Genomic DNA, 25,814 nt, shown 5'->3' with positions numbered 1-25,814 from the left:
CTTTTTGAACATTCATCTGTAATAGACTGCGCTTCATGCCTTCTGACCTGTCCCTTGAGCCCACACCGGCCGAGCGCCGGCGCCTGAAAGTGCGCGGCGCCATTATCGACGCGGCCGAGCGCGTTTTTGCGTCGGAGGGCGAGACCGGCCTTTCCATTCGGCGGCTGGCCGAAGAAATCGATTACTCACCGTCCGCAATCTACAAGTATTTCGGCTCCAAGGAGGAGCTGATTGACGAACTGAAGGAGGCTTTCTTTGAGCGTCTTCTGGCGCGCGTTGACAGGATATCCTGCACTGATGCGCCGTTCTCGCAACGCGGACGGGCCTGCGTCTCGACCTATATCGAAACCGCCCTGGAGCGCCCGCATCATTATGCTGCGGCTTTTTCCGGCCCCCTTGCGGCCGATCCAGATACGCAGACGCCGCCACGGAAATGGGAAGAATTCGAAAAGACCTACAAGGGACGGGCCTTCAACATTCTCGTCGACATGGTTCGCGAGGGGCAGTCACTGAATGTGTTCGATCCCGGATTGGACCCGTTCCTATCTGCCAAGTCGGTTTGGGCTTCTTCCCACGGCCTGGCGCAGCTGATTACGCACATGCCGAATATTTCTCCATTGCTGGCGTCGAATACGCCCGTCTCGGCCAGCTCATTTATCGCCTTTCACGCCGACCTGGTGTTTCGGGGATTGCAAACACCTGCCCTGGCGCGGCAAACTGATCTGACTCTCGAGGACTGAGACCATGACGCCTTCCGATGACTATCAGGGCGACGAGACCCGCGAGAAGCGCCCGACCTTCCTGAAGGGCATCATCTTCCTCGTGATCCTTTGCATTGCGGCGGCTGGCCTGATGTATGCGGCGACGCAACTGCGCAGCGCGGAGGGGCCTAAAGTTGCCTCCGTCACGCCCGATCCGCTCACCGTTTCGGTCATGCCCGTGCGTCTGGCCAGTGAGTTCCGTATCGATGAGACGTTCAGCGGGCTCGCTGAAGCCCGCCGCAAGAGCCAGCTCGGATTTTCAAGCGGTGGCCGAATTGATTTGATGAGTGCTGATGTCGGCGACCGTGTCAAAGAGGGGGCAACCCTCGCGCGGCTCGATACGCGCAGTCTCGCTGCGCAGCTGGCTTCCTCCCAGGCGGTTGTCCAGGAAGCCCGCGCCGCCCATTCACTCGCTTTGAATACGGTTGAGCGCCAACGGACACTGAAACTTCAGGGGCACGTCTCCCAGCAAAGGGTCGATGAGGCAGAAGCGCAGGCAAACACGTCCATGGCGCGTATTGAAGCTGCCCGGGCCCAGGCCGACACATTGCGTGTCCAGATAGATCTTGCCCGTATCACTGCACCATTCGACGGGGTGGTGACATCCCGGATGGTGGATGAGGGGGCGATTGCCGGGCCCGGCACTTTGATCCTCGAGCTGGTCGAGGCGGGGCATCTGGAAGCCAAGATTGGCCTTCCGGCTGTCAGTGCGGCGCGGTTGAAGACCGGCGACACCTATAAACTCATCGCCGATACGGGCACTGTGGATGCCATTCTGCGCACAGTTACAGGTGTCATCGATGCCGACCGGCGCACGGTGACAGCCGTCTTCGATATCGAAAATCCGGGCGAGCTTCCGGCGGGGGCTGTCGTGCGGCTGTCCATGGAGCGCGAGATTAACGAGCCGGGCTTCTGGGTTCCGGTCAAAGCCATGTCGACCGGTTCGCGGGGGCTGTGGACGGTGTTCGTGGCGGCGCCATCCGATACGGGCTGGCGCGCCGAGCCGCGACCCGTGGAGATGGTGCATTCCGAAGGCGGCCGCGGGTTCGTTCGCGGGCCTGTGCAGGAAGGCGACCGCGTGATCGTTGACGGCCTGCAGCGGATTGCCCCCGGCATGCCGGTGATGCCGCGCGACGCGACCAGCGCCGACGCGCCGAACGAAGGCTGAGGACCGGTCCGCCATGCGCACCATCTTCTTCCGTCTCCCGCGCCTCGCGATCCTCACCATGATGGTGATCCTGATTGGCGGCATCGGTGCGATGTTTTCGCTGGGCCGGCAGGAAGACCCGACGCTGATCGAGCGGTATGGTTTCATCCTGACCACATTACCCGGCGCTGACGCCGAACGCATGGAAGCGCTCGTTACGCAGCCGATCGAGGCAGCCCTGATGGAGCTGCCTGAGGTCGATGAAATCCAGTCCGTATCGCGGCCGGGCGTGTCGCAAGTTGGCCTGCAGGTGCGGGAGGACCTCACCGAGGCTGAAGTCGATGATGCCTGGACGCTGATCCGCCAGAAGGTCGCGTTTGCGGAGTCACAGTTTCCGGCGGGCACAAACACGCCGGAAATCAATCGGCAATATGTCGGCGCGGCGACTCTGGTCGTCGGGCTGGTTTGGGAGGGCGAGGAGGCTCCCCCGCTCGCCGTGATGCGGCGCATGGCGCTTGACCTGCAGGACCGGTTCCAGCGCCTGCCCGGAACCGAACTGACCGACCTCTATGGCGTGCCCGCTGAAGAAATCCGCATCGTCGTTGACCCTGAGGCCTTGTCCGCTGCCGGTCTGACAGTGCGCCAGGCAGCTTCGCTGGTCGCATCGGCAGACAGCAAGACCCCCGCCGGTCGCCTGCGTTCGGACGGTGGCAATGTGGGCCTCGAAGTCGGCGGCGAGTTCGAAAACATTTCCCGCATTCGTTCCGTTCCCCTGGTACAGCGCCCGGATGGTTCCGAAGTGCGGGTGAGTGACATCGCAACCGTCCAGAAAGGGTTCGAAGATCCACCAGTCCGCATGGCGCTTGAAAACGGAAAACGGTCCATTTTCGTGGGCGCGTTCATTTCCGAGGACCAGCGCGTGGACAAGTGGGCCGCGACCGCGCAGCAGGTCGTCCAAGATTTCGCTCAGAACGCCCCGCCGGGGCTGCGTATCGAAACGGTTTTCGACCAGAGCAAATATACCAATGCGCGCCTGAATGGCCTCGCCAGAAACCTGCTAATGTCGGCCTGCATCGTGTTCGTGGTTCTGTTCTTCACAATGGGCTGGCGGTCGGCACTGGTCGTGGGGTCAGCCATTCCATTGACGGTCGCGCTCGTGCTCATCCTGTTCAAGGTGTTCGGACACCCACTGCACCAGATGTCGGTAACCGGGCTTGTCATTTCGCTGGGTCTGCTCATCGACAATGCCATTGTTGTCGTTGACGATTTCGATCAGATGCGCGCCCGCGGTTCGTCTCGGCTGCAGGCCATCGACAAGAGCCTGCGCCACCTGTTTGCCCCTCTCGCGGCCTCGACTCTGACCACCGCGCTGGCCTTCGCGCCGATCGCTCTGCTGCCGGGCGGCGCGGGTGAATTCATTGGCATGATTGGCCTGTCGGTTGTCTTCTCTATCACTGCTTCATTCATCGTCTCGATGACCCTGATCCCGGCAATGGCGGGCTGGTTCGACCGAACACGTGGCTGGGAAACGGGCATCGCCAGAAGGCCCCGCCGCTGGTGGCGGGACGGCGTCACGGTCGACTTCATCGCGGATGGATACCGGGCAACAATCGAAGCTGTTCTGCGTTTCCCGCCCTTGGGTATCGCCTTGAGTGTCGCGCCGGCCATTCTTGGTTTCTATCTGGTCGGTCAATTGCCTTCGCAATTCTTTCCGCAAACGGAGCGAGACCAGTTCCAGATTTCGTTGCAGCTGCCGCCCGAAGCCAATCTCTCAGATACGATTGCGTCGACACAGCGAGCGAGCGAACTGATCGAATCAATGGAAGGCGTGCAGTCAGTCACCTGGGTGCTGGGCGAGCCGTCGCCGCGCGTCTACTACAACATGATCGACAATACCGAGGGCGTGGAAGGCTTCGCCGCCGGTTGGGTCCAGCTGGACGGCAACCAGCGGACGCATGAAATTGTTGCCAAAGTGCAGCACGAAATGCGCGACGCATTTCCCGGCGCTCGGTTCCTCGCTTTGCCCTTCGAGCAAGGGCCTCCTGCCGATGCACCCATCGATTTCACGATCATGGGCAATGATTTTGAAACGCTCGGCCGCCTCGGTGACGAAGCCCGAACCATTCTGGCACAAACGCCCGGTGTCACTTATACTGTCGCGTCGCTCGAACTTGGCGCTCCGACCGTCAGTCTTAAGGCAGATGAATCCGCCTCGGCACTGGCCGGGCAGCGCCTGACCGAACTGGCCTCGGCCATGAATGCCGAACTGGAAGGTGTTCGCGCCGGTTCCATTGTTGAGGGCACCGAAGAACTGCCCGTTATCATTATCGGCCCGGAGAGCCGGCGCGGTACACTGACAGACCTGCGCGCCATGACGGTCGGCGACGGCACACCGATTTCTGCGCTGGGTGAAATGACGCTCGAGGCCAAGACAGCTGTGGTGTCGCGCCGTGATGGCCAGCGCATGAATCAGATTCTCGCCTTTCTTGATCCCTACACCCTGCCGGCACCGGTCTTTGCTGATTTTCAGGCACGTCTCGATGCCAGCGGCTTCCGACTGCCGCCGGGCTACACTATCCGCATCGGTGGCGAAGCGGAGAATTCGGGCGAGGCGATCGGAAATCTGGCAGGTGTGGGTATTCCGCTGGTCCTCGTCATGGCCGGTGCGATCATGCTGGTGTTCAACTCGTTCCGGATGATGCTGCTGATCCTGACGACAGGATTCCTGTCCCTGGGTCTCGCCTTCTTTGGTGTCTGGCTGTTCAATCTGCCATTTGGTTTCAATGCCATCATCGGCGGTCTTGGCCTGCTCGGGATTGCGATCAATGGCTCAATTGTCGTGTTGTCATTGCTGACCGCCAGCCCCGCAGCCATGGCCGATGACATCATCGCCCAGCGCGAGATTGTCGTGGATGCGACCCGGCACATTGTTGCCACCACGCTCACGACGATGGGCGGCTTCATTCCGATCCTTCTGACGGGCGACTCGTTCTGGATGCCGCTTGCCGCCGGCATTTCCGGCGGTGTCGCCGGTTCAGCGCTGCTGGCGCTTTATTTCACCCCGGCCGTGTTCCGGATCATGACGCTGAAACCCATGCGAAAGACGCTGACATACCTGTTTGGCCGGCGCCAGATGCCGGCTGAATGAGTGAACTGGGAAAGCCGGAGAACTTGATACGGGCGCAATCTTTGCCCATGTGCCTAAGAAGCGATTTTTGACGGAGGCCTGAATGGTCGAAAACCCTGATATCGGTGCCCCACCGCCCGCATGGCGCCGGCTGCGTTTCGAGGCCGCTGCTGCAGCGGCTGAAGAGCCGACGCTCGCGAGCTATATCAATGCGGCGATCCTTGCGCATTCCACGCTCTGTCAGGCCCTGTCTTATCATTTGGCCGAAAAACTGGGCGGTCCTGTCATGGGCACGCTTCAGGTGCGCCACATCCTTTCCACTGCCTATGATTCCGATCACTCGCTGCTTGAGGCGGCGGAGGCAGACATGCAGGCGGTGCTTGAGCGCGACCCGGCATGCCGGGGCATGCTGCAACCATTCCTGTTCTTCAAGGGTTTCCTGGCGCTGCAGACGCACCGGGTCGCCCATGTCCTGTGGCGGCAGGGCCGTGAATCGCTCGCCTTCCATTTCCAGGGCGTTGCATCAGAATTGTTCGGTGTCGATATCCACCCCGCCGCGCGCATCGGAACAGGCGTCATGCTCGATCATGCCACCGGCATAACAATTGGCGAAACCACAGTTGTCGGCGATGGTTGCTCGATCATGCAAGGCGTAACGCTTGGCGGAACGGGCAAGGAAGTCGGCGATCGTCACCCGAAGATTGGCAAGGGCGTCCTCGTGTCCGTTGGTGCAAAGGTTCTGGGCAACATCACGATTGGCGATGAGGCCAAAGTGGCTGCCGGCAGCGTGGTGCTCAAGCATGTGCCAGCGCATTCCACAGTGGCTGGCGTACCGGCGAAGATTGTCGGCAAACCCCTCTGTTGCCAACCGGCCAGGACGATGGATCAGAACATCCCGGACGAAATGGCCAAGTAAGTCAAGCGAGCCTGCTCACATCTGTTTGCAGGCGCCCCTGTTGCGCCGCAAAAGAAAAAGACTAGGTTGCGCCGCTGAATTACGAAGGAGTACGCGTCATGGAACGTGAAGAAACACTGCGTCTTGAGGCGTACCTGAAAGAAAAGCTGCACCCGGGCCTGCGCCTGCTGGCGCGCGACAAGACGGATGATTCCGTCGAGGTCTATCTCGGCGCCGAATTCATTGCCCTAGTTTACAAGGATATCGACGAAGGCGAGACGTCCTACCAGTTCCAGATGACGGTCCTGCAGGAAGACCTCTCGGGTAGCTGATCGCGCCCGCCGCTCAGAACAGAGAGCCCTGGCCACCTTTGGCTGGGGCTTTTTTCGCTTTGGGAGCCGCCGGTGGCGATGGGGCAGGGCCGGCCAGAGGCGCGGCCAAGACATCGCCATCCGAGAAGCTGAGGCGAAGGGTCGACGACTTTTCAGCAATGCCGGACGACCGAATGAGTTTGCCATCCTCTCCCCGGATGATGGCATACCCCCGGCTGAGGGTGGCATGGTAAGAGAGCGTTTCCAGCAGCTTGCCCTGGGATTCCAGCGCCACGCTGCGCCGCTCGATCAGGCGCATCAGGGCCGGTCTAGCGCGAACGGCCGTCTCGCGCAGGCTCTGGCGCGACCGGCGGATATCTGCCTTCAGCCCGGCCGGGCTGACCTGCGCTGCGGCCAGCCGTGACCGGCTGCGCTCGATCAGGGCGCGGGTCGCGCGGGGCAGGTTGGCCGCCGCATAGTCCAGCCTCTGGCGTTTCGACTGCAGCAGCGTTTCAGGCCGGGGCATGCGCGCCGCACGCAGGGCATCGCGGGACCGTGCCGTCCGCCGCGCCAGCGCCCGCTTCAGGCGGGCCCCGCTTTCCTCAATGCTCAGCAAAAGCTCGCTACGTACGGGCACGGCAATCTCTGCAGCGCCCGTGGGCGTGGGTGCGCGGGCATCGGAGACATAGTCGATCAGGGTTGTATCGGTCTCATGGCCGACCGCGGAGATCAGCGGGATTTCGCTGTCAAAGGCCGCGCGTACAACGATCTCCTCATTGAAAGGCCAGAGATCCTCGATTGAGCCTCCACCGCGCGCCACGATCAGCACGTCGGGCCTGTCAGTCCCGGTCATGGCGTTGAAACCCTTGATGCCAGCGGTCACCTGCGCCGCAGCTGCATCGCCCTGCACAAGGGCAGGCCAGACGATCACGCGCACAGGAAAGCGGTCCTGGATGCGGTGCAGGATATCGCGGATTACTGCGCCTGTCGGGCTCGTGATCACGCCGATCGTGTGCGGCAGGTATGGTAGTTTCTTCTTGTGACTGGCGTCAAACAGGCCTTCTGCGGCCAGCTTCTTCTTGCGCTCTTCCAGCAGTGCCATCAGCGCCCCAGCGCCGGCAGGGCGCATCGAGCTTGCGATCAGCTGGTAGTTTGACCGCCCCTCATAGATTGACAATCGCCCTGTGGCGATCACTTCGAGCCCCTCCTCGGGCCGGAAAGGCAGCTTGTCGACCTGTCCTTTCCACATGATCGTGTTCAGGACCGCCTTCTCATCCTTGATGTCGGCATACATGTGACCTGACCGGGCAATCGTCACCCGGCCAAGCTCGCCGCGCACGACCACATGGTCGAAATTCGATTCAATCGTCCGCTTCAGGCTCGCGGCGAGCTCCGAGACGGAAACAGCATGGTCATTGGGTACTGGCGAGTCGGGCATCCAGCCTTTATAGCGGCTGGAAAGCTGCAGGCGAGGGGCCAAATCCCATGAACATCCTCCTCATCGGATCCGGCGGGCGCGAACATGCGTTGGCCTGGAAGATCGACCAGTCGCCCCTGGTGGACGTGGTCCACTCAACACCCGGCAATCCCGGTATGGACGTGATCGGCCCGTGCTTCGACGTTGCCGCTGACGATATCGACAATCTCGTAAAACTGACCCTGCAGGTGGAGCCAGACCTCGTCGTCATCGGCCCGGAAGCCCCCCTCGCGCTCGGGCTTGCCGACATCCTGCGGGCCCGCGGGTTCGATGTGTTCGGTCCCAGTCGCCTCGCTGCGCAACTGGAATCCTCCAAGTCATTCTCCAAGGCGCGGATGATGGCCTATGGCGTGCCCACGGCCGCCTATGGCGAGTTCACGACGCCTGCGCTCGCCAAGGACTTCCTGCGCACGATGGAGGCGCCTTTCGTGCTCAAGGCGGATGGCCTTGCCGGGGGCAAGGGCGTCGTCATCGCCGAAACGCTTGAGCAGGCTGACGCCGAAGTCGACGAGATGCTCTCCGGCAAGTTTGGTGAGGCCTCTGCTACGTTGATCATCGAGGAGTTCATGCAGGGTGAGGAAGCCAGCATTTTCGTGATCACCGACGGCCATGGCGCTGTCTACCTGCCTGCCGCGCAGGATCACAAGCGCGTTGGTGACGGTGATACCGGTCCGAACACGGGCGGCATGGGCGCTTACGCTCCCGCGCCCGTCGTTACACAGGCCGTCATGGATCGCATCAAATCCGGGATTGTCCGGCCCATGCTGGACGGCATGGCGAAAGACGGCATGCCCTATCAGGGCGTGCTTTATGTCGGCGTCATGGTGACCGGTGACGGGCCAAAAGTTGTCGAGTTCAATGCCCGTTTCGGCGATCCGGAATGCCAGGTCCTGATGAAAGGGCTCGCTGGTGACATCGTCCCGGCCATTCTCGCCGCCGCGACCGGCGGGCTCGACGGAAACGAGGATGCCTTCGAATCCCTGCTGGAACTCGAACGCTTTGATCCGGCCGCGACCGTGGTGCTGGCCTCTGAAGGCTATCCCGGCAGCTACGCCAAGGGATCGGTGATCAATGGCCTGGCCGAGGCGAACAATCTGCCAGGTGTCACCGTGTTCCACGCGGGAACCGACAGGGATTCTGAAGGGGCCATCGTTGCCATGGGCGGGCGGGTCCTGAACGTCACCGCTTCCGGCGCGACCCTCGAAGAGGCGATTTCGCGCGCCTATGCAGGTGTCGACCGCATCGACTGGCCCGGTGGCTTCTGCCGCCGCGACATCGGCTGGCGGGCGCTCTAGCGGGTCTACTTGCCCACGAAGATCAGCGTGCCTTGCGGCACATCGGTGAGGAATGTCTTCAGGTCTGCCTTCGAGAACACGATGCAGCCATTGGAACGGCCGAGCTTGCCATGCTGCGCCAGGAAGGCGGGCTCGGCATAATCGGCAGCATGGATCACGATCGCCCGGTCGCGTGACGCGCTGTTGGCCGTATCCAGCCCGTCGAGGCGCAGGCTGCGGCCATGCTTTCCAACGTATTCCTCGGCGGTGATGAAGGCCCCCTCGGGGCTGGCGCTGGAGCCTGACTCATTTGAAAAATGGTCAAGATGGCCGTCATGGTCTGCGTCGGAGCCCTTGCCATGGGCGGCCCGGAAACTGACCACGTGGCCGGTCTGCAGGTTCACGATATAAAGTCGCGCCTCACGCGAATGCCGCGAATAGTCGACCACGACGAGGCGGCCCGTCTCGCGCGTGCTTGCCTTGTGGGATTCGTGCGCAGCGAGGGCCTTTCCCAGCAGGTCGGGCCTGATCTGGCCTTGCGGGTCAAGGGTTACAGCTTGCGCACCGAGCGCCGTAAAAGCGAAGAAGGCGAGGGCATTGAGCGAGCGTATCATGGGTGGCACATTTCCCGCCAAATGCGGCGACCTTACGGCAGGTCTTGGCACCGCGCAGTGGTCCGTTATGGTGCCCTCGAGGAAACGTCAGAAATGAGAGTACCCCCATGGCAGAGACAGAAACGGCACAGGACCTGTTCAGCGGCACCAAATCCGTTGTTGAGTCACACAAGTTCAACGAGGCCAGTCTGGCTACCTGGATGGAGGCCAATGTTGAAGGCTATGAAGGCCCGCTGGAGGTGCGCCAGTTCAAGGGCGGCCAGTCCAACCCGACCTACCAATTGGTCACGCCCAGCAAGAAATATGTCATGCGCCGCAAGCCGCCCGGCAATCTCCTGCCGAGCGCGCACGCCGTCGACCGTGAATTCCGCGTTATCAATGCGCTGTATCCTCTCGGTTATCCGGTTGCGCGGCCTTATGGCCTTTGCATGGACGAAGATGTCGTCGGCACGATCTTCTACGTAATGGACATGGTTGAGGGCCGCATCCTCTGGGACGGTACGCTCCCCGATTATGAGCCCGCGATGCGCCGCAAGATCTATGAATCCAAGCTGAAGACCTTCGCCGACCTGCACAATGTGGACTGGAAGAAGGCGGGGCTCGAAGGGTTTGGCAAGGAAGGGGATTATGTTGCCCGCCAGGTCCATCGCTGGACCAAACAGTACAAGGCATCGGAAACGATGCACATTCCGGAAATGGAACAGCTGATCGAGTGGCTTCCGAAGAATATTCCACCGGGCGACAAGACAACGATCGTTCATGGCGATTATCGTCTCGACAATATGGTGCTCCACCCCACTGAGCCGAAAGTGATCGCCGTGCTCGACTGGGAGCTGTCGACACTGGGCGATCCTCTGGCCGATTTCTCGTACCACCTGATGAACTGGGTCATGCCACCCGGCGATTCGAGCCGTGGCTCCCTGTCGGCCATTCCGGACCTCAAGGCCTGGGGCATCCCGACCATGGAAGAATATGTCGAGATGTACTGCGCGCACACGGGCCGCGATGGTTTACCGGAGCTTGACTATTACTTCGCCTATAATGCCTTCCGGCTCGCGGGCATTCTGCAGGGCATTGTCGGACGTGTGCGTGACGGCACGGCAAACAGCGCGAATGCTGAATCCAATGCCGAACGCGTTGTGCCGCTTGCACAGTTTGCGGCCAGTTACGCGCGCAAGGCCGGTATGGCCGGGTGATGCCTCCGGGCAATTTCAGGTAACAGGTAAACGTATGAATTTTCTGCGGCTTTTCGGTATCGGCCTGGCAGCTATTGCCGCTGTTTCGGCAACTGGCTGCGCGGCCACCGGTGCTGAAGGGCGTACTCTTCTCGGTGATCAGCCGTATGACAAGGATATCCTGTTCTGGGATCAGGGGCAGCGGGATGCGGGATTCCGCATGATCGACCAGATGCCGCTCATCGCCGAATCCCGGGAGATTGCATCGGGTACAGATGTCCATCCCCTGTCGGCGGGTGATCCGCTCGTTCTGGATATCAATGTTGGCGATTATATTTATGATAACCGGACATCGGGATTGGTTGTCCTCCACGGCGGAAAGGTGCGGCTGGAGCGCTACAGCCTCAACTTCAAGGCCGATGGCCGGTGGACCAGCTTCTCTGTCGCCAAGTCGATGACGTCGACGCTGGTCGGCGCGGCCGTCGCAGACGGCGCAATTGCCAGCATCGATGATCCGGTTGCGAACTATATCGAGGAATTGCGCGGATCGGCCTATGATGACGTCACAGTCTTGCAATTGCTGACGATGACATCGGGCGTTGCCTGGAACGAGGATTACGACGATCCCAATTCAGACGTGGCGCGGTTCAACACGCTGGCGGTCGAGCCTGGCCAGAGCGCGATTGCGACCTATATGGCCTCGCTGGATCGCGCACATCCGGCAGGGCGGGTCTGGCACTATTCCACCGGCGAGACCAATCTGATCGGCGTGCTGGTCAGTCGCGCTACGGGAAAGTCACTGGCTGACTACCTGTCGGAAAAGATCTGGAAACCCTATGGCATGCAGCAGGACGCTTCCTGGTTGCTGGGTACGGACGGGCAGGAGATCAGCGGCTGCTGCATCCAGGCATCGGTGCGTGACTTCGCTCGCTTCGGCCAGTTCATCCTTGACGGCGGCACAACGGCCAACGGGCCAGTATTGCCGGATGGATGGCTAAGCAAAGCCACCCAAGCGCAGGTCGGCTATGGTGTGCCGGGTGAAGGTTACGGATACCAATGGTGGACATGGGATGACGGTTCGTTCCAGGCAGACGGTATTTTCGGGCAGGGCATCTTCATTGATCCGTCGCGCGATCTGGTGATTGCATCCAATAGCAGCTGGACATCGGCGCTGGGCGACCGCGACGGTGAGTTCGAGGCCCGCAAGGCCTTTTACAAGGCAGTGCAGCGCGCCATCGATTCAGACACGCAATAGATATGCCGCGCCGCGTCCGCAGGTGACGCGAAAGCAGGAAGGTGGCACTGTCCGCTAAAAGAGGGAGAAGACATGACCGACATCCTCAAAGGCCCGCTTCGTGCGCCCGCGCAAATGCTGCAGGAGCAATCCTATGGCGGCCACAAGTCGCTCCACGACGATGCGGAGGCCGAACGGCTGGGAATCAAGGCCGGCCCGATTGAAGGTCCGACACACTTCCAGCAATTCGTGCCGATGCTCTACGATATCTGGGGCAGGGACTGGTTCGAGCGCGGCTGCCTCTCTACCCACTTCCTGAACATGGTGTTCGAGGGCGAGAAGGTCCGCGCCTTTGTCGAACGCCCGGCGTTTGGTGACACCCGGACCAGATGCTGGGCCGAAAAGGAGGATGGCACGCCGGTCCTGGAGGCTAGCGCCACGCTTGGCCCTGACCATGGCGAAACCCTGCTTGAGGCCCGCATGGCGAAACTGCGTCCGGCCGATGATCTTGTCATCCTCGCCGACATGAAGGTCGGCCTGACGACCACGAAAGACGAACCGGTCCGAATGGACGCCGACCAGCATATGGGAAACCTCTACCCGTTCAGCCTGAACCAGAAACTCGCTGTCATCACTGAGCCAAGCGGCTGGTACAGCGATGCTGAAATGTCTCCATGGGGGCGCCCTGTCATTCCGCTGGAAATGGTCAGTGTCCTCGCCAATTATACAGGCGGCATGGCCAACTGGCCGGTCAAGCATCCGTCCATCGGCCTGTTTGCCGACCTTGAAATGCGCATGATCGACGGGCCGCTCTTTGTCGGTGAAGACTATATCCTCCGCCGAGAGGTCGTCGCACTGTCGGCCAGCCGCCGGGCCGAGAATTACTGGATCCGTACACGCATTTTCGATTCGACCGGCACAAGGCAGGTCGCGGAAACCCTCCTCAATCACGGTGTTCTGAAGGCCAGCTATCCGCACTACCCGGCCGACAAGCTGCCAGCCTGAATCCCGAACCAGCATCAAGGACACACGCCTCATGAAGGGTCTCCTCTATCGCGGTGCACGGGACATCCTGTTTGACGACGCGCCGGAACCACAGCCGGAAGACATCCGCAGCGCCATTGTGAAAATCACGGCATGCGGCATTTGCGGCTCCGATCTTCATATCTATCAGGGCCACGGGTTTTCCGAAACGGATGGCTATTGCGTCGGCCATGAAGCCGTCGGCGAAGTCATTGAAACCGGTAGCGCCGTGTCCCGCTTCAAGGCGGGCGACAGGGTGATGATCTCTGCGGCAGTCGGCTGCGGGGCCTGCCCCTCCTGCATGGCGGGCAATGTCACGCAGTGTGAAACCATCGGCGCACGGTGCTACGGGCTCGGCCCCAGATTGCAAGGTGTCCAGGCTGAGTACGCGATGGTGCCGGTTGCCGACTTTGGCCTCGCCAGGATTCCGGACGGCATCAGCGAAGACCAGGCTGTCTTGCTGACCGACAATCTCCCGACCGCATGGTTTGGCCTCAGGAACGCCGACATACAGCCCGGCAGTACCGTCGCAATTGTCGGGTGTGGCCCGATCGGGCTGATGGCGGTCGAAGGCGCGTTCCTGCTGGGCGCGGCCCGTGTTTTTGCCGTGGATCTGGTGCCTGAGCGTCGCCAGCTGGCAGAAGAGATAGGCGCGATTGCCTTTGACGCGGCCGAGGCCCGGGAACAGATTGCCGAGCTTACGTCAGGCCACATGTGTGACAGCGTCGTCGAATGCGTTGGCGCAGATGCCGCCATCCACCTGTCCATGAAGCTCACGCGCAATGCAGGCACGGTATCCTGCATCGGTGTTAACCAGACAATGGACTTCAAGTTTCCCATGGCGCTGGCCTTCATAAAGGGCCTCACCTTCCGGACTGGAACCTGCTCGGTGCCGGCCCAGTGGCCACAGCTCATCCCGCTTGTTCAGGCGGGAAAACTGCGTCCCGAGCGAACCATCACCCATCACATGCCCCTGTCTGAAGGGGCCGAAGCCTACCGAATGTTCGACGCTCGCGAAAATGGCGCGATGAAAATGATCCTGATGCCCTGAGAAAGACCAATCCGATGAAGAACGCACTTTTGAAATCTCTCGCCCTCTCTGCTGCCTGCATCGTGGCGACAGGTCCTGCCAGCGCACAGGACGCCGTCGTGTACGCAGGCCACGTGCTGGCGGTTCCGGGCGAGGGCTACCTCACCCAGCAGACAATCACCGTCAAGGAAGGGCGCATCGTGTCCATCCAGCCTGGCTACAAGTCCGGCGCGAAGGGCGTACCGGTCATTGACCTCAAGAACGCCTATGTCCTTCCCGGTCTCATCGACAGCCATGTCCACATCACCGGCGAGAATGGCCCGGATGATCGCATCAAGGGCTTCACGGACTCCGCCGTGGATACCGCCTTTGACGGCGCCGCCTTCGCCAGGACCACACTGGAAGCCGGATTCACCACCGTTCAGGATGTTGGCGGGATCAATGACTCCGTCTTCGGCCTGCGCGATGCCATTGCCCGCGGTGCGGTCACTGGTCCGCGGATGCGCGCAGCGGGACAGTCGATCTCAGTCACGGGCGGTCATGGCGACGTGAACGGCTATTCTTCGCCTGTCATGAAACTGTTTACGGGGACGAATGTCTGCAACGGCGCGGATGATTGTCGTCGCGCTGTCCGCCAGCAGGTCAAGGAAGGGGCTGATGTGATCAAGATCACGGCAACCGGCGGTGTCCTGTCGAACACGTCCGCCGGACTGGAGCAGCAATTTACGCAGGACGAGCTTGTCGCCATTGTCGAGGCGGCACATGCGATGGGGCGACAGGTGACCGCTCATGCTCACGGCAAGGGCGGCGTGAATGCCGCGCTTCGCGCCGGCGTCGATTCCATCGAGCACGGCTCTTACCTCGACGATGAGTCGATTGCGCTGTTCATGGAGCACGATGCGACCCTCGTGCCGACGGTGCTTGCCGGTGCAACTGTCACGGGCTGGACCAATGAGCCCTGGCTTCCGGAAGCCTCGCGCAAGAAAGCCGCAATCGTCGGACCGCTCATGCTTGACATGCTGCGCCGGGCCCACGCAGGCGGCGTGAATGTAGCCTTCGGGACCGATACGGGTGTCTCGCGCCATGGTGAGAACGCCCGCGAATTCGCACTCATGGTCGAGGCGGGCTTCACGCCCGAGGAGGCGATCCGCTCCGCGACGGTGACCGCGTCGAAGCATCTGGAGATGGCGGCTGACATCGGCACACTGGAGGCAGGCAAGTACGCCGATCTCATCGCAGTGACGGCTGATCCGCTGAAGAAGATCACGGAACTTGAATCGGTCGACTTCGTGATGAAGGACGGTATCGTTTACAAGGATCTGAATTAGCGCCTCCCAGACACTTCTGGCCCGAAATGTGCAAAGCTTTCGCCTAATCCGCGAAGCATTTTGACAATGCGCGGCAAAGGAATGAAAGTTGGGTATGCATAATTTACCAGCCTCAGCACCTCGGGCCATTGCCGGAAAAGGGTCGGCCATGGTTCATCGCGACCGAAAACTGGCCCGGATCGTCGCCTCTTTCGCCCTGATGGGCCTTGCGGCCTGCGGCGGCGAAAAGGCGGACGAAGTCATCGCAAGCCCAGCGGGCAATGACGCTGAATGCGTCTCCATTGCCGAAGGTCTGTATGTGTTCGAAAATGGCAAATTCACCGCAGCTGCTGCGCCTGCGCCGCAAGTGGTTGAGCGGGTGACGCGTGCGTCGACCGGTTGGGTTGGCGAGATCGAAAGGGCCCTTGCGGCGGCTGGCTATCCCTGGATGGGTATCGTGGCACGCGAAAACGTGGCGACGCTTACCGGCCTGGCCCCCGATCCTGACGCCAAACGCCGCGCTGTCGAAATCGGCACGTCGGCGCTGGAGTCTGACCCAATCGGTTCGGCTGAGATCACACTCATCGTCGACGGGATCGGCGTTGAAAGTGGCGTGCGGGGCGTGGGCGAAAGTCTCGCAGCACTTGCCCAGGGCGGGATTTCCGAAACAACCTGCCAGCAGGCCCTGAACCAGACCATGGAAGGCCAGAAGGTTTACTTCCCGACCAATCGCAGTGACATCTCGCCTGTCAGCACCGGCCTGCTTGATGCCGTCGCCGGCATTTCCATGCTGTGTGACGCCTATGCCATCGAAATCGGCTCCCACACCGATTCGCGCGGGTCGGATGAATACAATCTCGTCCTGTCGCAGAAGCGCGCCGATGCGATCCGGCAATACCTGCTGGAAAAGGGCGTGGCGATCGACCAGCTTACCGCCATCGGCTTTGGTGAAAGCATGCCGCTGGACAAGGCTGATACGCCGGAATCCCGTGAGCGCAACGTGCGGACCGAATTCAGGATTTCCCGCCGCCCCGAATAGGCCTCAGAAGGTGAGGATGCGTCCCGTCGCGGGGCTGACCTTGCCTTCCAGCGTGTCGTGCCATGCCGCATCAATGGCATCCATTCCTGCCTCTTCCTGCGGTGTCACGAATGCAGATGATGCGCGGTAGAAGGCCATCAGCGACGTGCCCAGCTTCTGGTTCAGCACATCGGCGCCCAGATCCTTTGCCCGCTGCGCGGCATAGGTCGGCACGAAGAAGAATTCCGGCTGCGGGTCAGGCAGGCTGATCGGCGCGCGATTGCCCTCCCAGTCGGTCACGCCAATCACGAGGCTGCGCACGAGCCGGTCTTTCAACGCATTGTGCACGTCTGCCGTCAGGGCTGGCCGTCCGAGGAAATCGACAAAGGCCGTCAGGCCGCGCGCATGCATGCTGTCGACCTCATCATAGGTCTGTGTGCGCGCATAAAGCCCCGTGTTTTCAACATATTTCACATTGCCCGGCGATGTCAGCGCCACCGCCTCGACGACGCCGCGTGCCTTCAGGCAATGCGCCAGCGCCATCGCGGTCTTCGATGACGCGCTCGAAATCACGACCGTCTCCGGCACGGGATCGCCCGTTTCCATCAGGCAGTCATCAATCATCCAGCCGGTTGTGAACAATGGCCGGAACAGCATCTGCTGCGCTTCGAAGGCCGGGTCATAGGTCGGGTCCGCTGCGGTCAGCACATAAGTATTGTATATCGGCGCCAGGCCCTGCCGGTGCGCCGCGCCGTCAAGGAAGCTCTCCCTGCCGACACGCGCGGGCTGAACCTCAAACGTGTCAGAGATTGGCAGGTAGCCATAGACCCGGCTGCCGACATCCACACCGGCCGCCTTTGACTCAATCACCGTCGCAAAGCCCCAGACCGGCACACGCCCGAACTTGGGCGAGTCTGCCGGAAAGAATTTCCAGTATTCCATCGCTTCGCCGAACGTGGCGTAGGTCACATTGTTGGCGGTCAGCGCAAATGCGTCCACACGCAGCCGCGCCATGCCGTCGGCCAGGCCGGTCATCGGCGCATCGGCCCAGTGGCAATCGCGAAGGTCATCGCGCCTGATCAGGTAGTCCATGGTTTGCGTCCCCTTAGTCTTTGCGCATGAAGGCGCCGATTCGCGCCTGCATGTCAGGTCCGACACCTTCATTCCTGAGAATTTCCCATTGAAGGCCGGAATCCATATCGCGCGCGTCTGTGGCTTCAAGCAACCGCTTGTTGGCGGCATGGGAGAAGGGAGAGTTCGCAAGGATCTGGCGCGCAAGTGCGTCGATCGCCGCGTCAAACCCGTCAGCTGCCACCACCTGTTCGGCCAGCCCGATCCGCAGGGCCTCTGCCGCATCGATCATTTCCGCCGTGAACATCAGACGCTTCGCAGTCGCCACGCCCACGCGCCGCGGCAGGCGCTGGCTCATGCCCCAGATCGGGGTCAGTGCCCATTTCGCGTGCGTGTCGCCAAACTTTGCAGTGTCAGCGGCGATAATGAAATCAGCCGCCAGCGCCACTTCCAGAGCGCCGGTATAGCAATGCCCATGCACGGCGGCGATCACGGGCTGGGGCAGGGTTTCCAGCATGCGCAGCGTTTCGGAATGCCATCCGGGGGAGGGCACCTTCTCGCCTTCGGCAATGTCGCCAAGGTCATGCCCCGCCGAGAAGCAACGCCCCGCGCCGCGCAGCACCACGCACCCAATCGTGTCATCTTTCTTCAGGGCGATCACATGCGTGCGCAGTTCGCGAAACATGCCGACGGTCAGCGAGTTCAGCTTGTCCGGCCGGTTTAGCGTCAGCAGCGCCAGCCCGTCTATGTCTTCCCGCGTGACCAGCGCGCTCATGCGGGCTTGCCCATATCCACCATCAGCTTTGAAATCGCGTGAACAAAATTGTTCGGCGCAATCTCCTGCTCTCCTGTCCAGGCAATGTCGGGGAAGCGGCTGAGGATCTGGCGATAGGCTGCGTCCAGCTGCATGTTGGCCACGCGCTGGCCAAGGCAAACATGCGGCCCGTGCCCGAATGCCAAATGCTCCTTCGCATTGGCGCGGGTAATGTCATACGTATCCGGATTATCGAATTTTGCCGGGTCGCGATTGGCCGCGGCATAATACATGACCAGCTTTTCACCCTCGGCAATGGCTTGGCCGCCAAGCTCTGTAACCTTCGTCGCCGTCCGGCGCATGTAGGTCACGGGGCTGACCATGCGGATCGACTCGTGCACGAAGTTCGGAAATAGGCTGTCGTCGGCCATCAGTTTCGCCTTCTGGTCCGGGTTCTGCGTCAACAGTTTCATTGTGCCAGACAGCGAGTTGCGCGTCGTGTCATTGCCTGCAAACACGATCAACAGCCATGAGCCATCAAGGAATTCCGGTGACAGCGGCTTGCCGTCAATCTCCACGTTCGCGATGGCGCTCAGCAGGTCCGGTTGTGGATTCTTCCGGCGTTCTGCCAGCAGGGAACGGCCATAGTCGAACATCGCCTGGATTTCGTTCATGAAGGCGGTGATCTGTTCCATGCTCACATTGCCAAGGCCTTCCTGCTGCGCCTGGTATTGCGATGTCTCAAGGAAGTGCATCCAGTGGACCAGCTTCGGCCGGTCAGCGGGCGGCACGCCGAGGATTTCGCACAGTGTGAACAGTGGCAGCTCTGCAGAAAAGAGTTCCACCATGTCGACCACCTGGCCCTGCGCCACCATATTGTCGAGCAATACGTCAACATGCGCGGCTACGCGCTTGCGAAGTTCGGCCACAAAGTCAGCGCGAAAATAGGCCATATGCTCCATGCGCAGAGGCGTATGGTAGGGGCGGTCCAGATTGATTAGCGAGTTCAGCGAAGACGAGTGCAGCAAGGGGTGGCGCGGTGTTCCCTCCATGCCGTAATTCATCAGTATCCCACCCTTCTGGGAGGAATAGGTCTCCGGGTCGAGTTCGATCTTCTTGACCAGATCATAGGATGTGACGGCCCAGAAGCCGGCGCCATACTCTTCCGGATGCCACATCACGGGTGCCCGTTCGCGCATGGTCGCAAAGGCGTCGAACGTATAGCCGCCATTGTCCGAGAAGACGGTCGGCGAGGTCAGGTCGACCGGCGGTGTAAGGTCAAACACAGGCGCATGGCGGGGCTGTGTGGGCGCGTGTTCAACCTGATAGGTGTCCGTGACGTTCTGAAGGCCCATGATCGTCTCCTAGAATTTGTAGCGGACTGGAATGGACTTTGGACCACCGACGAAGTTTGCCTTGATGAAGGTCGGATCGCCCGCCAGCTCGATCGACTTGATACGGCTGAAAAGCTCTTCATAGATGATCTGCATTTCAAGGCGCGCGAGGTGCATGCCCAGACACATATGCCCGCCATGACCGAACGAGATCAGCTTGTTGGGGCTGCGATCCACCCTGAACTTGAACGGGTCTTCGAAGACATCCTCGTCGCGGTTGCCCGACGGATAGCACAGCAGCAGACTCTCACCTTCCTTCACGGTCTTTCCGCGCAGGTCATAGTCGGCATGGGCCGTGCGCATGAAATGCTTCACCGGCGTTGTCCACCGGATGGCCTCGTCAACCGCGGTGCGGGCCATGCCTTTCGGATCATCGATCATCTTCTTCAGCTGCGCCGGGTCCTGCAGCATGGCCAGCACGCCGCCGCCGGTTGAGGCGCTTGTCGTGTCATGGCCGGCTGCGGCGGTGATGATGTAATAGCTCATCGCTTCCAGCTGGCCGATCGGCTCACCGTCCACCATGCCATTGGCAATCACGGTGGAAACATCGTCGCGCGGATTGGCGCGGCGGTCTGCGGTGATCGCGGTGAAGTACATGAAAAACTCGGCCAGCGTGGCCTGGATGGAAGCCAGGCCGCCTTCGACGTCCCGGTCTTCCAGGCTTTTCTTGTTGCGGTTCAGGTCTTCATCCTGCGCGCCAAAGATCTCCTGTGTCAGCTTCAACATCATCGGCTCGTCGGATTCCGGTACGCCCAGGATCTGCATGATCACACGCAGCGGATAGTGCAGGGCAATATCGCGCTGGAAGTCGCATTCGCCGCCCAGGTCTTCCATCCGGTCGACAAACTGTTTGGCAATAGCGCGCACGCCATCTTCGCGCTTCTTCACGTTCTGCGGCATGAACCATTCCTGGGTCAGGTGGCGCAATTTAAAGTGAAGGGGGTCGTCCAGCTGGACCAGCGTCTTCAGCAGGTGCGGCTGGCCGAATTGCGCATAAACGCCTTCTTCGGCCTGCCTGTAGGACAGCATTTCCCGTTCGCCATTGGTGAACAGCTGGTTCTGGCGGCTGATCTCCATGATGTCGGCATGTTTGGTCACGGCCCAGAAGGGGCGGAAATGCTCCGGCTCGCACCAGGCCAGCGGGTCTTCCGCCCGCAGCCGGGCAAATGCCGCGTCCAGCACAGGCTGGTTCGCATAGACTGCCGGATCAACGATCTGGTTGCACGTCGCGGCCGCCGCCGCGCTCATTGTCCGGCCCGGATCCATTTTGGTCTCGGGTGGGGTGGCAAGCGCGGTATCGGCCATGGTGCTCTCCGTTACTATTTCCTGGGTCGACGTTTCCTGTCGGCAAGTCTAGTGGAACCGGGCCGCGTGCCAAGCCGTGACTTGGCGGCAGGTGCGTCACGTTTCGGGGCCTCCCCGAGCGGCTTGTTGGCCTCGGCAATCATGTGGCCGACCGTTTCAAGCATCAGTTCGGAGGGGATTTCCTCCACCGCGCCGGGGCGCAGGTCGCCCAGCTCATAGGGGCCGTAATTGATACGGATCAGTCGGTTCACCTTCAGGTTCACCGCTTCCAGCGCACGGCGCACCTCGCGCTTCTTGCCCTCGGTCAGGGTCACGGTCAGCCAGGAATTTGCGCCATTCTCGCGGTCGAAAACCGCCGTGATGGGGGCGTAGTCCACCCCGTCCACCGTGATTCCGGCGGCAAGATCGGCGATCTTGAAGTCGGTCACCGTGCCCTGCGCCCGTACGCGATAGGTCCGCTCAAGCGCGTTTTTCGGCAATTCCAGCGCCCGCGCCAACTCGCCATCATTGGTCAGCAGCAACAGGCCCTCGGTTGTCAGGTCGAGCCGGCCGACAGTCACCACGCGGGGCAGTGATTTCGGGAATTCGTCGAAAATGGTCCGGCGCCCTTCCGGATCACTGTTTGTGCTGATCAGGCCGGATGGCTTGTGATAGCGCCACAGGCGCGTCGGTTCCGGCGCGCTGATCGTCTTGCGGCCGACCTTGATCGTTTCGCGACCCGTCACCTTGAAGGCTGGCGATGTCAGCTTCACGCCGTTCACGATCACCTCGCCAGCCTCGATCATACGCTCGACCTCGCGGCGCGAGGCGACGCCAGCGCGCGCGAGATATTTAGCGATGCGCTCGCCTTCGCTCCAGTCGGGCTCGGCCAGCGTTTTCGGGCTGTGTCCGGGCTTTTTACGTGCTGTGTCCGGGCTGTTCTTGACCGCACCTGTGCGGGTTTTCTGGGGGCGCGAACCAGGCTTTTCCTGGCGCGAGCGGCCCGTCTCGCGACGCTCCGTCATATCAATATCTTTCGTTTTGGCCCCTGCGGGCTTCCTACAGGAATTGCAGGAGAGGGGCCGCAATAGCAAGTCCGACAAGAAATTCCATCGGAATCCACACCGGGATCATGCCGTTCGACCGGTTCTTGCTGCCATCGACCAGCAGGGAAACCGTCCGCCCGAAGGATGCACCGATCCACGCCGCCGCCACCGGCAGCACCACAAGCACACTCAGCAGGTTGACCTCGCTCGCGGAAACAGTCAGCAGCAGGGCCGCTGTCATCATGTGGGACAGCATGAAAAAGCCGCCAAACGTCGCCCGGAACTCGGAATAGCCGCCCGGCTTGTCTGGATCGGGGTCTTCAATCAATCGGACAACGCCGGATGCCCAATTGGGTGAGATCAGTGCCATGACACCCAGAATGGCGCCAAAGCCCAGTGCCAGCAGTGAAATGATTTCTCCATAGTGCATTCTGCCATCCTCCATCTTGTTCCCAACCTAGAGCATTTGTGCTGAAAGCGTAGGAGTAGCATCAATTTGGCAGATGTCTCGCTGTCGCTTCCTCTCCCGGCGGCAATGGGAGGCATCATTCCTGCGCGAACCTGTCCGCTTGGTCGTGGACTCTGGTCGCCGGTCGCGCCGGGAACATGATGCCTGCACCAAACTGCTCGACCTGTCCTTGAAGGAACGGAAATGGAATTGGCGATCTTTCTGTCCAGCGTGGTCGTGTTCGCGACATTCACGCTCATGCCGCTCGCCCGCCGGTCCGGCGCGCCCATCCTGCTCATCGTGCTCGGCATCGGCATGCTGCTCGGCGTCGATGGTCCGGGAGGCATCCGGTTCTACAGTTTCCAGACCGGCTTTGATCTCGGCAGCATTGCGCTCGCCATCATCCTGTTCGCAGGTGGCCTGGAGACAGAGCGCGGCATTTTCCACAATGCGCGCGGTTCGTCCGTCATGATGGCCACCCTCGGTGTCCTCGTGACGGCGCTGGTTGTGGGTCTGTTCGCAAGTGTCGTCATCGGCCTGCCTCCGATTGTCGGCCTGCTGCTCGGCGCAACAGTGGCGTCAACCGATGCGGCTGCAACCTTCCTGCTGATCCAGCAAAGCAAGGCGGGCATCAGTGATCGCGTCAAGAACACGCTAGTGCTGGAATCCGGCCTCAACGACCCAATGGCCATTTTCCTCGTTGTATCCCTGACGGCTATCGTGAATGGCGGGCCGCCGGAATCCTTGCAGGAGGTCGGCGGGTTTTTGATCTTCCTCGGTACACAGATAGGCTTCGGCCTGGCTGGTGGTATTCTGGGCGGGCGCGCCCTGACATTCATTGTCGACCGGATGACGCTTCCCAATGGCACCTATCCTGCCATGGCACTATCTGGAGCACTGGCCATATATGCCTTTGTTGCCTTGCTGGGAGGCAGCGGCTTCCTCGCAGTCTACATTGTCGGCATAATCATCCGGAACCGGCTCAGGCGCCCCCTCGACAATATCCTGAACTTCAATGAGGCGCTTCAGTGGATCAGCCAGATGGCGCTGTTCCTCATGCTGGGACTGCTGGTGGCACCCAGCCAGCTCCTTGAGGATATCGGACCTGCACTTGCCGTAGCAGCAGTGCTCATGTTCGTGGCCCGGCCGCTCGCCGTCATGGTCAGTATCGGCTGGATGGGCTTCTCGGTCCGGGAAAACGTATTCCTGAGCTGGGTCGGCTTGCGCGGCGCCGTGCCGGTCCTTTTGGCGATTTATCCCGTCGTCACGCCCGGACCAATCACCATCCAGTTCTTCAACAGTGTCTTCGTCATCGTCGTCGTGTCACTCGTCGCGCAAGGGTGGACCATCGCACCGCTGGCAAACCTTCTCAAGCTCAAGGAGAAGGACGTCGCGCTGGAGGCAGACATTGAGACCTGACGAGCCCAAATAGCATGGATCGCTTGCTGCCAGAGCCAGCCTGCGCTGCCTGACCGCGATCAGATCACGCCTGCCTTGCGCCAGGCGTCCTTTGGCCAGCGCCGGTGCTGCCAGAACCACTGGCCGGGTTCGGCGCGGATACAGGCTTCAAGGAACTGGTTTATCCGCGTCACCGAGGCGAGGATGTCCGCCTCCGTATTGCCTGTGTCTTCAGGAACAAAAGGCTCATGGATTTCCACGCGAAACCGTGCCGGACCAGTGCGCACAGTCGACACCGGTACAATCGGCACGCCATATTTCAGTGCCAGCCGGGTTGGCCCCTGCGCGGTCATCGCGTCATGCCCGAACAGGGGCACGGCAATGCCTTCGCGAAACTTCTGGTCATTCATCAGCGCAACCGGCGCACCGCGTGCCAGCGCCCGCATCAGTTCGCGCGTGCCGATGCCCTTGGGCGCGGCCGTGCCCGTGCCATAGTCATGACGCAACTTGTTGATACGCCGGTCTATATGCGGATTATTCAGTGCGCGGTAGGTCATCACGGCATGCGGGATGCGCTTGCAGATGGCCGCAGGCATGATTTCCCAATTCGCGAAGTGGCCGGATATGAACACCGCGCCCTTGCCGCTGACATTGATGGCATCTAGGCGTTCAACGCCGACTACCTCCACGCGGCCGCTCGAATACGGGTCAATTGCGGGCAGGTGGGGCATCTCGCCCGCCGTACGTCCGGCGCTTTCCCAGGCTGCCAGCGCGGTGCGGTCTATCTCGGCATCGCTCCAGCCGGGAAAGGCGAGCTTCAGGTTGCGCCGTGTTGTCTTGTGCTGCGACAGGCGGGGCCCGATCTTCTTCATCACCCAGCCACCGAAGTCAGATGCCTTGTCCGGCCCCAGCAGTTTCATTGGCCACCAATAGATGACATCCCAGGCAATTGTCTCCAGCCGCCACTGTACCCGCTGGCCAAACGAGGCGCGGTTGTCGATGTCCTTCGGGCGGACATAGGTGGAAGGCGTTTCGCTCATTTGCTCGCAGAGGTGATGATCGGGGCCAGCAGCGCATCAAGCGCGCTCGCATCTTCAAAGCGGGCGACGACCGGAAAGGCAAGCACGCGCTGCTGTTCCGGCTGTGAAAGGCGCACATGGTCCTTGGTCGTCGTGATCAGCCGGGCGCTATGGTGGCTCGCAAGCTTGTGCAGGAATTTCAGCTCGCCCTCGGAATAGACATGATGGTCGCCATAGCCCACCGCTTCACGCAGGTCCGCGCCTGCGGCCTTCAGCGCGTCAAAGAATTTGAGCGGCCGGCCAATGCCGGCGAACGCCACCAGCGGGCCCTCCGGCATGGCGTCGACGGGCTCGACAGCTCCCCGCAGGACAGGGGACGCCGCACGCATGACTGGCGCCGGAACGTCGCCCTCACCCATCAGGATAACGCCTTGCGCCCGCGCCAGCCCGTCAATGACGGGTTCACGCAGCGGGCCCTTGGGCAGCAAGTGCCCGTTCCCGAACGGTGCGGTTGCATCAATCACCACGAAAGACAGGTCCTTGTGCAGTGACGGGTTCTGGTGACCATCATCCATGACAATCACCTGCACGCCGTCTGCCTGCATCTCGCGGGCAGCGGCCACACGGTCCCGGCCGATCCAGCTCTCACCACTTGCGGCCAGCATCAGCGGCTCGTCGCCAACGTCAGCCGTCGTGTGTGTACCCGGTTGCACCCTGACCACACCCTTCGCGCCCCCTCCATACCCCCTCGAAAGGGTCGCCGCCCGCATCCCGCGGGCCGCCAGCACGCCCCGTATCGCGGCTACGACAGGCGTCTTGCCTACGCCGCCAACGGTCAGGTTTCCAACGCAAATCACCGGAATGTCCACGCTGACCGGTATGGCCTTCTTCAGCTTGCGCTGCACGCCCAGCCGGTAGGCAAAGGCCAGCGGCGTCAGCAAAAGACGGGTCATTGGCGCGGCTTCCCGCGATCGCGGGTCCAGTCCGGCTGACCAGAAATGCGGCGC

The 25,814-nt window shown here is 61.3% G+C and carries 23 protein-coding genes; 13 read left to right on the top strand and 10 right to left on the bottom strand.

From position 1 onward, the window contains the following. Nucleotides 1–35: 35 nt before the first annotated feature. The 5 genes from ACQ66M_RS01385 (at nucleotide 36) to ACQ66M_RS01365 (ending at nucleotide 6,262) form a co-directional block, all read left to right on the top strand. Nucleotides 36–740: a TetR/AcrR family transcriptional regulator gene (locus ACQ66M_RS01385; protein ID WP_350174902.1), complete on the top strand. Its 705-nt coding sequence runs from the start codon at nucleotides 36–38 to the stop codon at nucleotides 738–740. Nucleotides 741–744: 4 nt separating this feature from the next. Continuing rightward, on the top strand, nucleotides 745–1,929 hold the full coding sequence (locus tag ACQ66M_RS01380; RefSeq protein ID WP_350174900.1) for an efflux RND transporter periplasmic adaptor subunit: 1,185 nt from the start codon (nucleotides 745–747) through the stop codon (nucleotides 1,927–1,929). Between the two features lie 13 nt (nucleotides 1,930–1,942). Continuing rightward, entirely contained in the window at nucleotides 1,943–5,056 is a 3,114-nt protein-coding gene (locus ACQ66M_RS01375; protein ID WP_430401466.1) for an efflux RND transporter permease subunit, read from the top strand. Nucleotides 5,057–5,138: 82 nt separating this feature from the next. Beyond that, the gene (gene cysE, locus ACQ66M_RS01370; RefSeq protein ID WP_430401465.1) at nucleotides 5,139–5,951 is read left to right on the top strand and encodes a serine O-acetyltransferase; all 813 of its coding nucleotides are present in this window, start codon (nucleotides 5,139–5,141) and stop codon (nucleotides 5,949–5,951) included. A gap of 98 nt (nucleotides 5,952–6,049) precedes the next feature. Beyond that, nucleotides 6,050–6,262 carry a DUF3126 family protein gene (locus tag ACQ66M_RS01365; RefSeq protein ID WP_350174894.1) on the top strand — a complete coding sequence of 71 codons (213 nt, stop codon included), beginning with the start codon at nucleotides 6,050–6,052 and terminating at the stop codon, nucleotides 6,260–6,262. Between the two features lie 13 nt (nucleotides 6,263–6,275). On the opposite strand, the gene xseA is transcribed toward ACQ66M_RS01365, so the two are convergent. Further along, nucleotides 6,276–7,679 carry an exodeoxyribonuclease VII large subunit gene (gene xseA, locus ACQ66M_RS01360; protein ID WP_430401464.1) on the bottom strand — a complete coding sequence of 468 codons (1,404 nt, stop codon included), beginning with the start codon at nucleotides 7,677–7,679 and terminating at the stop codon, nucleotides 6,276–6,278. Nucleotides 7,680–7,726: 47 nt separating this feature from the next. Here xseA and purD point away from each other — a divergent pair, with 47 nt between their 5' ends. Continuing rightward, the gene (gene purD / locus ACQ66M_RS01355; protein ID WP_430401463.1) at nucleotides 7,727–9,013 is read left to right on the top strand and encodes a phosphoribosylamine--glycine ligase; all 1,287 of its coding nucleotides are present in this window, start codon (nucleotides 7,727–7,729) and stop codon (nucleotides 9,011–9,013) included. A gap of 5 nt (nucleotides 9,014–9,018) precedes the next feature. On the opposite strand, the gene ACQ66M_RS01350 is transcribed toward purD, so the two are convergent. Continuing rightward, on the bottom strand, nucleotides 9,019–9,606 hold the full coding sequence (locus tag ACQ66M_RS01350) for a murein L,D-transpeptidase catalytic domain family protein (RefSeq protein ID WP_430401462.1): 588 nt from the start codon (nucleotides 9,604–9,606) through the stop codon (nucleotides 9,019–9,021). 107 nt (nucleotides 9,607–9,713) lie between these two features. On the opposite strand from ACQ66M_RS01350, the gene ACQ66M_RS01345 reads away from it, so the two are divergent. The 6 genes from ACQ66M_RS01345 (at nucleotide 9,714) to ACQ66M_RS01320 (ending at nucleotide 16,414) form a co-directional block, all read left to right on the top strand. Continuing rightward, on the top strand, nucleotides 9,714–10,802 hold the full coding sequence (locus ACQ66M_RS01345; RefSeq protein ID WP_430401461.1) for a phosphotransferase family protein: 1,089 nt from the start codon (nucleotides 9,714–9,716) through the stop codon (nucleotides 10,800–10,802). 34 nt (nucleotides 10,803–10,836) lie between these two features. Further along, nucleotides 10,837–12,036 carry a serine hydrolase domain-containing protein gene (locus ACQ66M_RS01340; protein WP_430401460.1) on the top strand — a complete coding sequence of 400 codons (1,200 nt, stop codon included), beginning with the start codon at nucleotides 10,837–10,839 and terminating at the stop codon, nucleotides 12,034–12,036. 72 nt (nucleotides 12,037–12,108) lie between these two features. After that, complete coding sequence (locus ACQ66M_RS01335) at nucleotides 12,109–13,020, top strand: hypothetical protein (protein WP_430401459.1); 912 nt, start codon at nucleotides 12,109–12,111, stop codon at nucleotides 13,018–13,020. A 31-nt stretch (nucleotides 13,021–13,051) separates the two neighbouring features. Next, on the top strand, nucleotides 13,052–14,089 hold the full coding sequence (locus ACQ66M_RS01330) for an alcohol dehydrogenase family protein (RefSeq protein ID WP_430401458.1): 1,038 nt from the start codon (nucleotides 13,052–13,054) through the stop codon (nucleotides 14,087–14,089). A 14-nt stretch (nucleotides 14,090–14,103) separates the two neighbouring features. Then, nucleotides 14,104–15,396, top strand: a complete 1,293-nt coding sequence (locus tag ACQ66M_RS01325; RefSeq protein WP_430401457.1) for an amidohydrolase family protein — start codon at nucleotides 14,104–14,106, stop codon at nucleotides 15,394–15,396. Nucleotides 15,397–15,544: 148 nt separating this feature from the next. Beyond that, nucleotides 15,545–16,414, top strand: a complete 870-nt coding sequence (locus ACQ66M_RS01320; RefSeq protein ID WP_430401456.1) for an OmpA family protein — start codon at nucleotides 15,545–15,547, stop codon at nucleotides 16,412–16,414. 3 nt (nucleotides 16,415–16,417) lie between these two features. Here ACQ66M_RS01320 and ACQ66M_RS01315 read toward each other — a convergent pair whose 3' ends face one another. Genes ACQ66M_RS01315 through ACQ66M_RS01290 form a run of 6 tightly spaced genes read right to left on the bottom strand, consistent with a single transcriptional unit; the run spans nucleotide 16,418 to nucleotide 22,372 of the window. Further along, on the bottom strand, nucleotides 16,418–17,485 hold the full coding sequence (locus ACQ66M_RS01315) for a DUF2855 family protein (protein ID WP_430401455.1): 1,068 nt from the start codon (nucleotides 17,483–17,485) through the stop codon (nucleotides 16,418–16,420). A 13-nt stretch (nucleotides 17,486–17,498) separates the two neighbouring features. Next, nucleotides 17,499–18,239: an enoyl-CoA hydratase/isomerase family protein gene (locus ACQ66M_RS01310; protein WP_430401454.1), complete on the bottom strand. Its 741-nt coding sequence runs from the start codon at nucleotides 18,237–18,239 to the stop codon at nucleotides 17,499–17,501. Further along, nucleotides 18,236–19,573 carry a cytochrome P450 gene (locus tag ACQ66M_RS01305; protein WP_430401453.1) on the bottom strand — a complete coding sequence of 446 codons (1,338 nt, stop codon included), beginning with the start codon at nucleotides 19,571–19,573 and terminating at the stop codon, nucleotides 18,236–18,238. The genes ACQ66M_RS01310 and ACQ66M_RS01305 overlap by 4 nt, the downstream gene beginning before the upstream one ends. A gap of 9 nt (nucleotides 19,574–19,582) precedes the next feature. Next, on the bottom strand, nucleotides 19,583–20,917 hold the full coding sequence (locus ACQ66M_RS01300) for a cytochrome P450 (protein ID WP_430401452.1): 1,335 nt from the start codon (nucleotides 20,915–20,917) through the stop codon (nucleotides 19,583–19,585). A gap of 14 nt (nucleotides 20,918–20,931) precedes the next feature. Continuing rightward, nucleotides 20,932–21,921, bottom strand: a complete 990-nt coding sequence (locus ACQ66M_RS01295; RefSeq protein ID WP_430401451.1) for a pseudouridine synthase — start codon at nucleotides 21,919–21,921, stop codon at nucleotides 20,932–20,934. A 34-nt stretch (nucleotides 21,922–21,955) separates the two neighbouring features. Then, nucleotides 21,956–22,372 (bottom strand): hypothetical protein, encoded by a 417-nt coding sequence (locus ACQ66M_RS01290; protein ID WP_350174863.1) that lies wholly within the window; start codon nucleotides 22,370–22,372, stop codon nucleotides 21,956–21,958. 222 nt (nucleotides 22,373–22,594) lie between these two features. Between ACQ66M_RS01290 and ACQ66M_RS01285 the strand changes: the two genes are divergently transcribed. Then, a complete protein-coding gene (locus tag ACQ66M_RS01285) occupies nucleotides 22,595–23,809 on the top strand; it encodes a potassium/proton antiporter (RefSeq protein WP_430401450.1) in 1,215 nt (404 codons plus the stop codon). Nucleotides 23,810–23,868: 59 nt separating this feature from the next. On the opposite strand, the gene ACQ66M_RS01280 is transcribed toward ACQ66M_RS01285, so the two are convergent. Together ACQ66M_RS01280 and lpxK are read right to left on the bottom strand one after the other, a co-directional pair. Then, nucleotides 23,869–24,828: a lysophospholipid acyltransferase family protein gene (locus ACQ66M_RS01280; protein WP_350174859.1), complete on the bottom strand. Its 960-nt coding sequence runs from the start codon at nucleotides 24,826–24,828 to the stop codon at nucleotides 23,869–23,871. Next, nucleotides 24,825–25,760: a tetraacyldisaccharide 4'-kinase gene (gene lpxK, locus ACQ66M_RS01275; protein ID WP_430401449.1), complete on the bottom strand. Its 936-nt coding sequence runs from the start codon at nucleotides 25,758–25,760 to the stop codon at nucleotides 24,825–24,827. Before lpxK ends, ACQ66M_RS01280 begins: the two co-directional genes overlap by 4 nt. Nucleotides 25,761–25,814 lie beyond the last annotated feature (54 nt).

The sequence above is a fragment of the Hyphomonas sp. genome, assembly GCF_965284475.1.
GTDB lineage: Bacteria > Pseudomonadota > Alphaproteobacteria > Caulobacterales > Hyphomonadaceae > Hyphomonas.
This window is presented reverse-complemented; position numbering and strand designations above follow the sequence as displayed.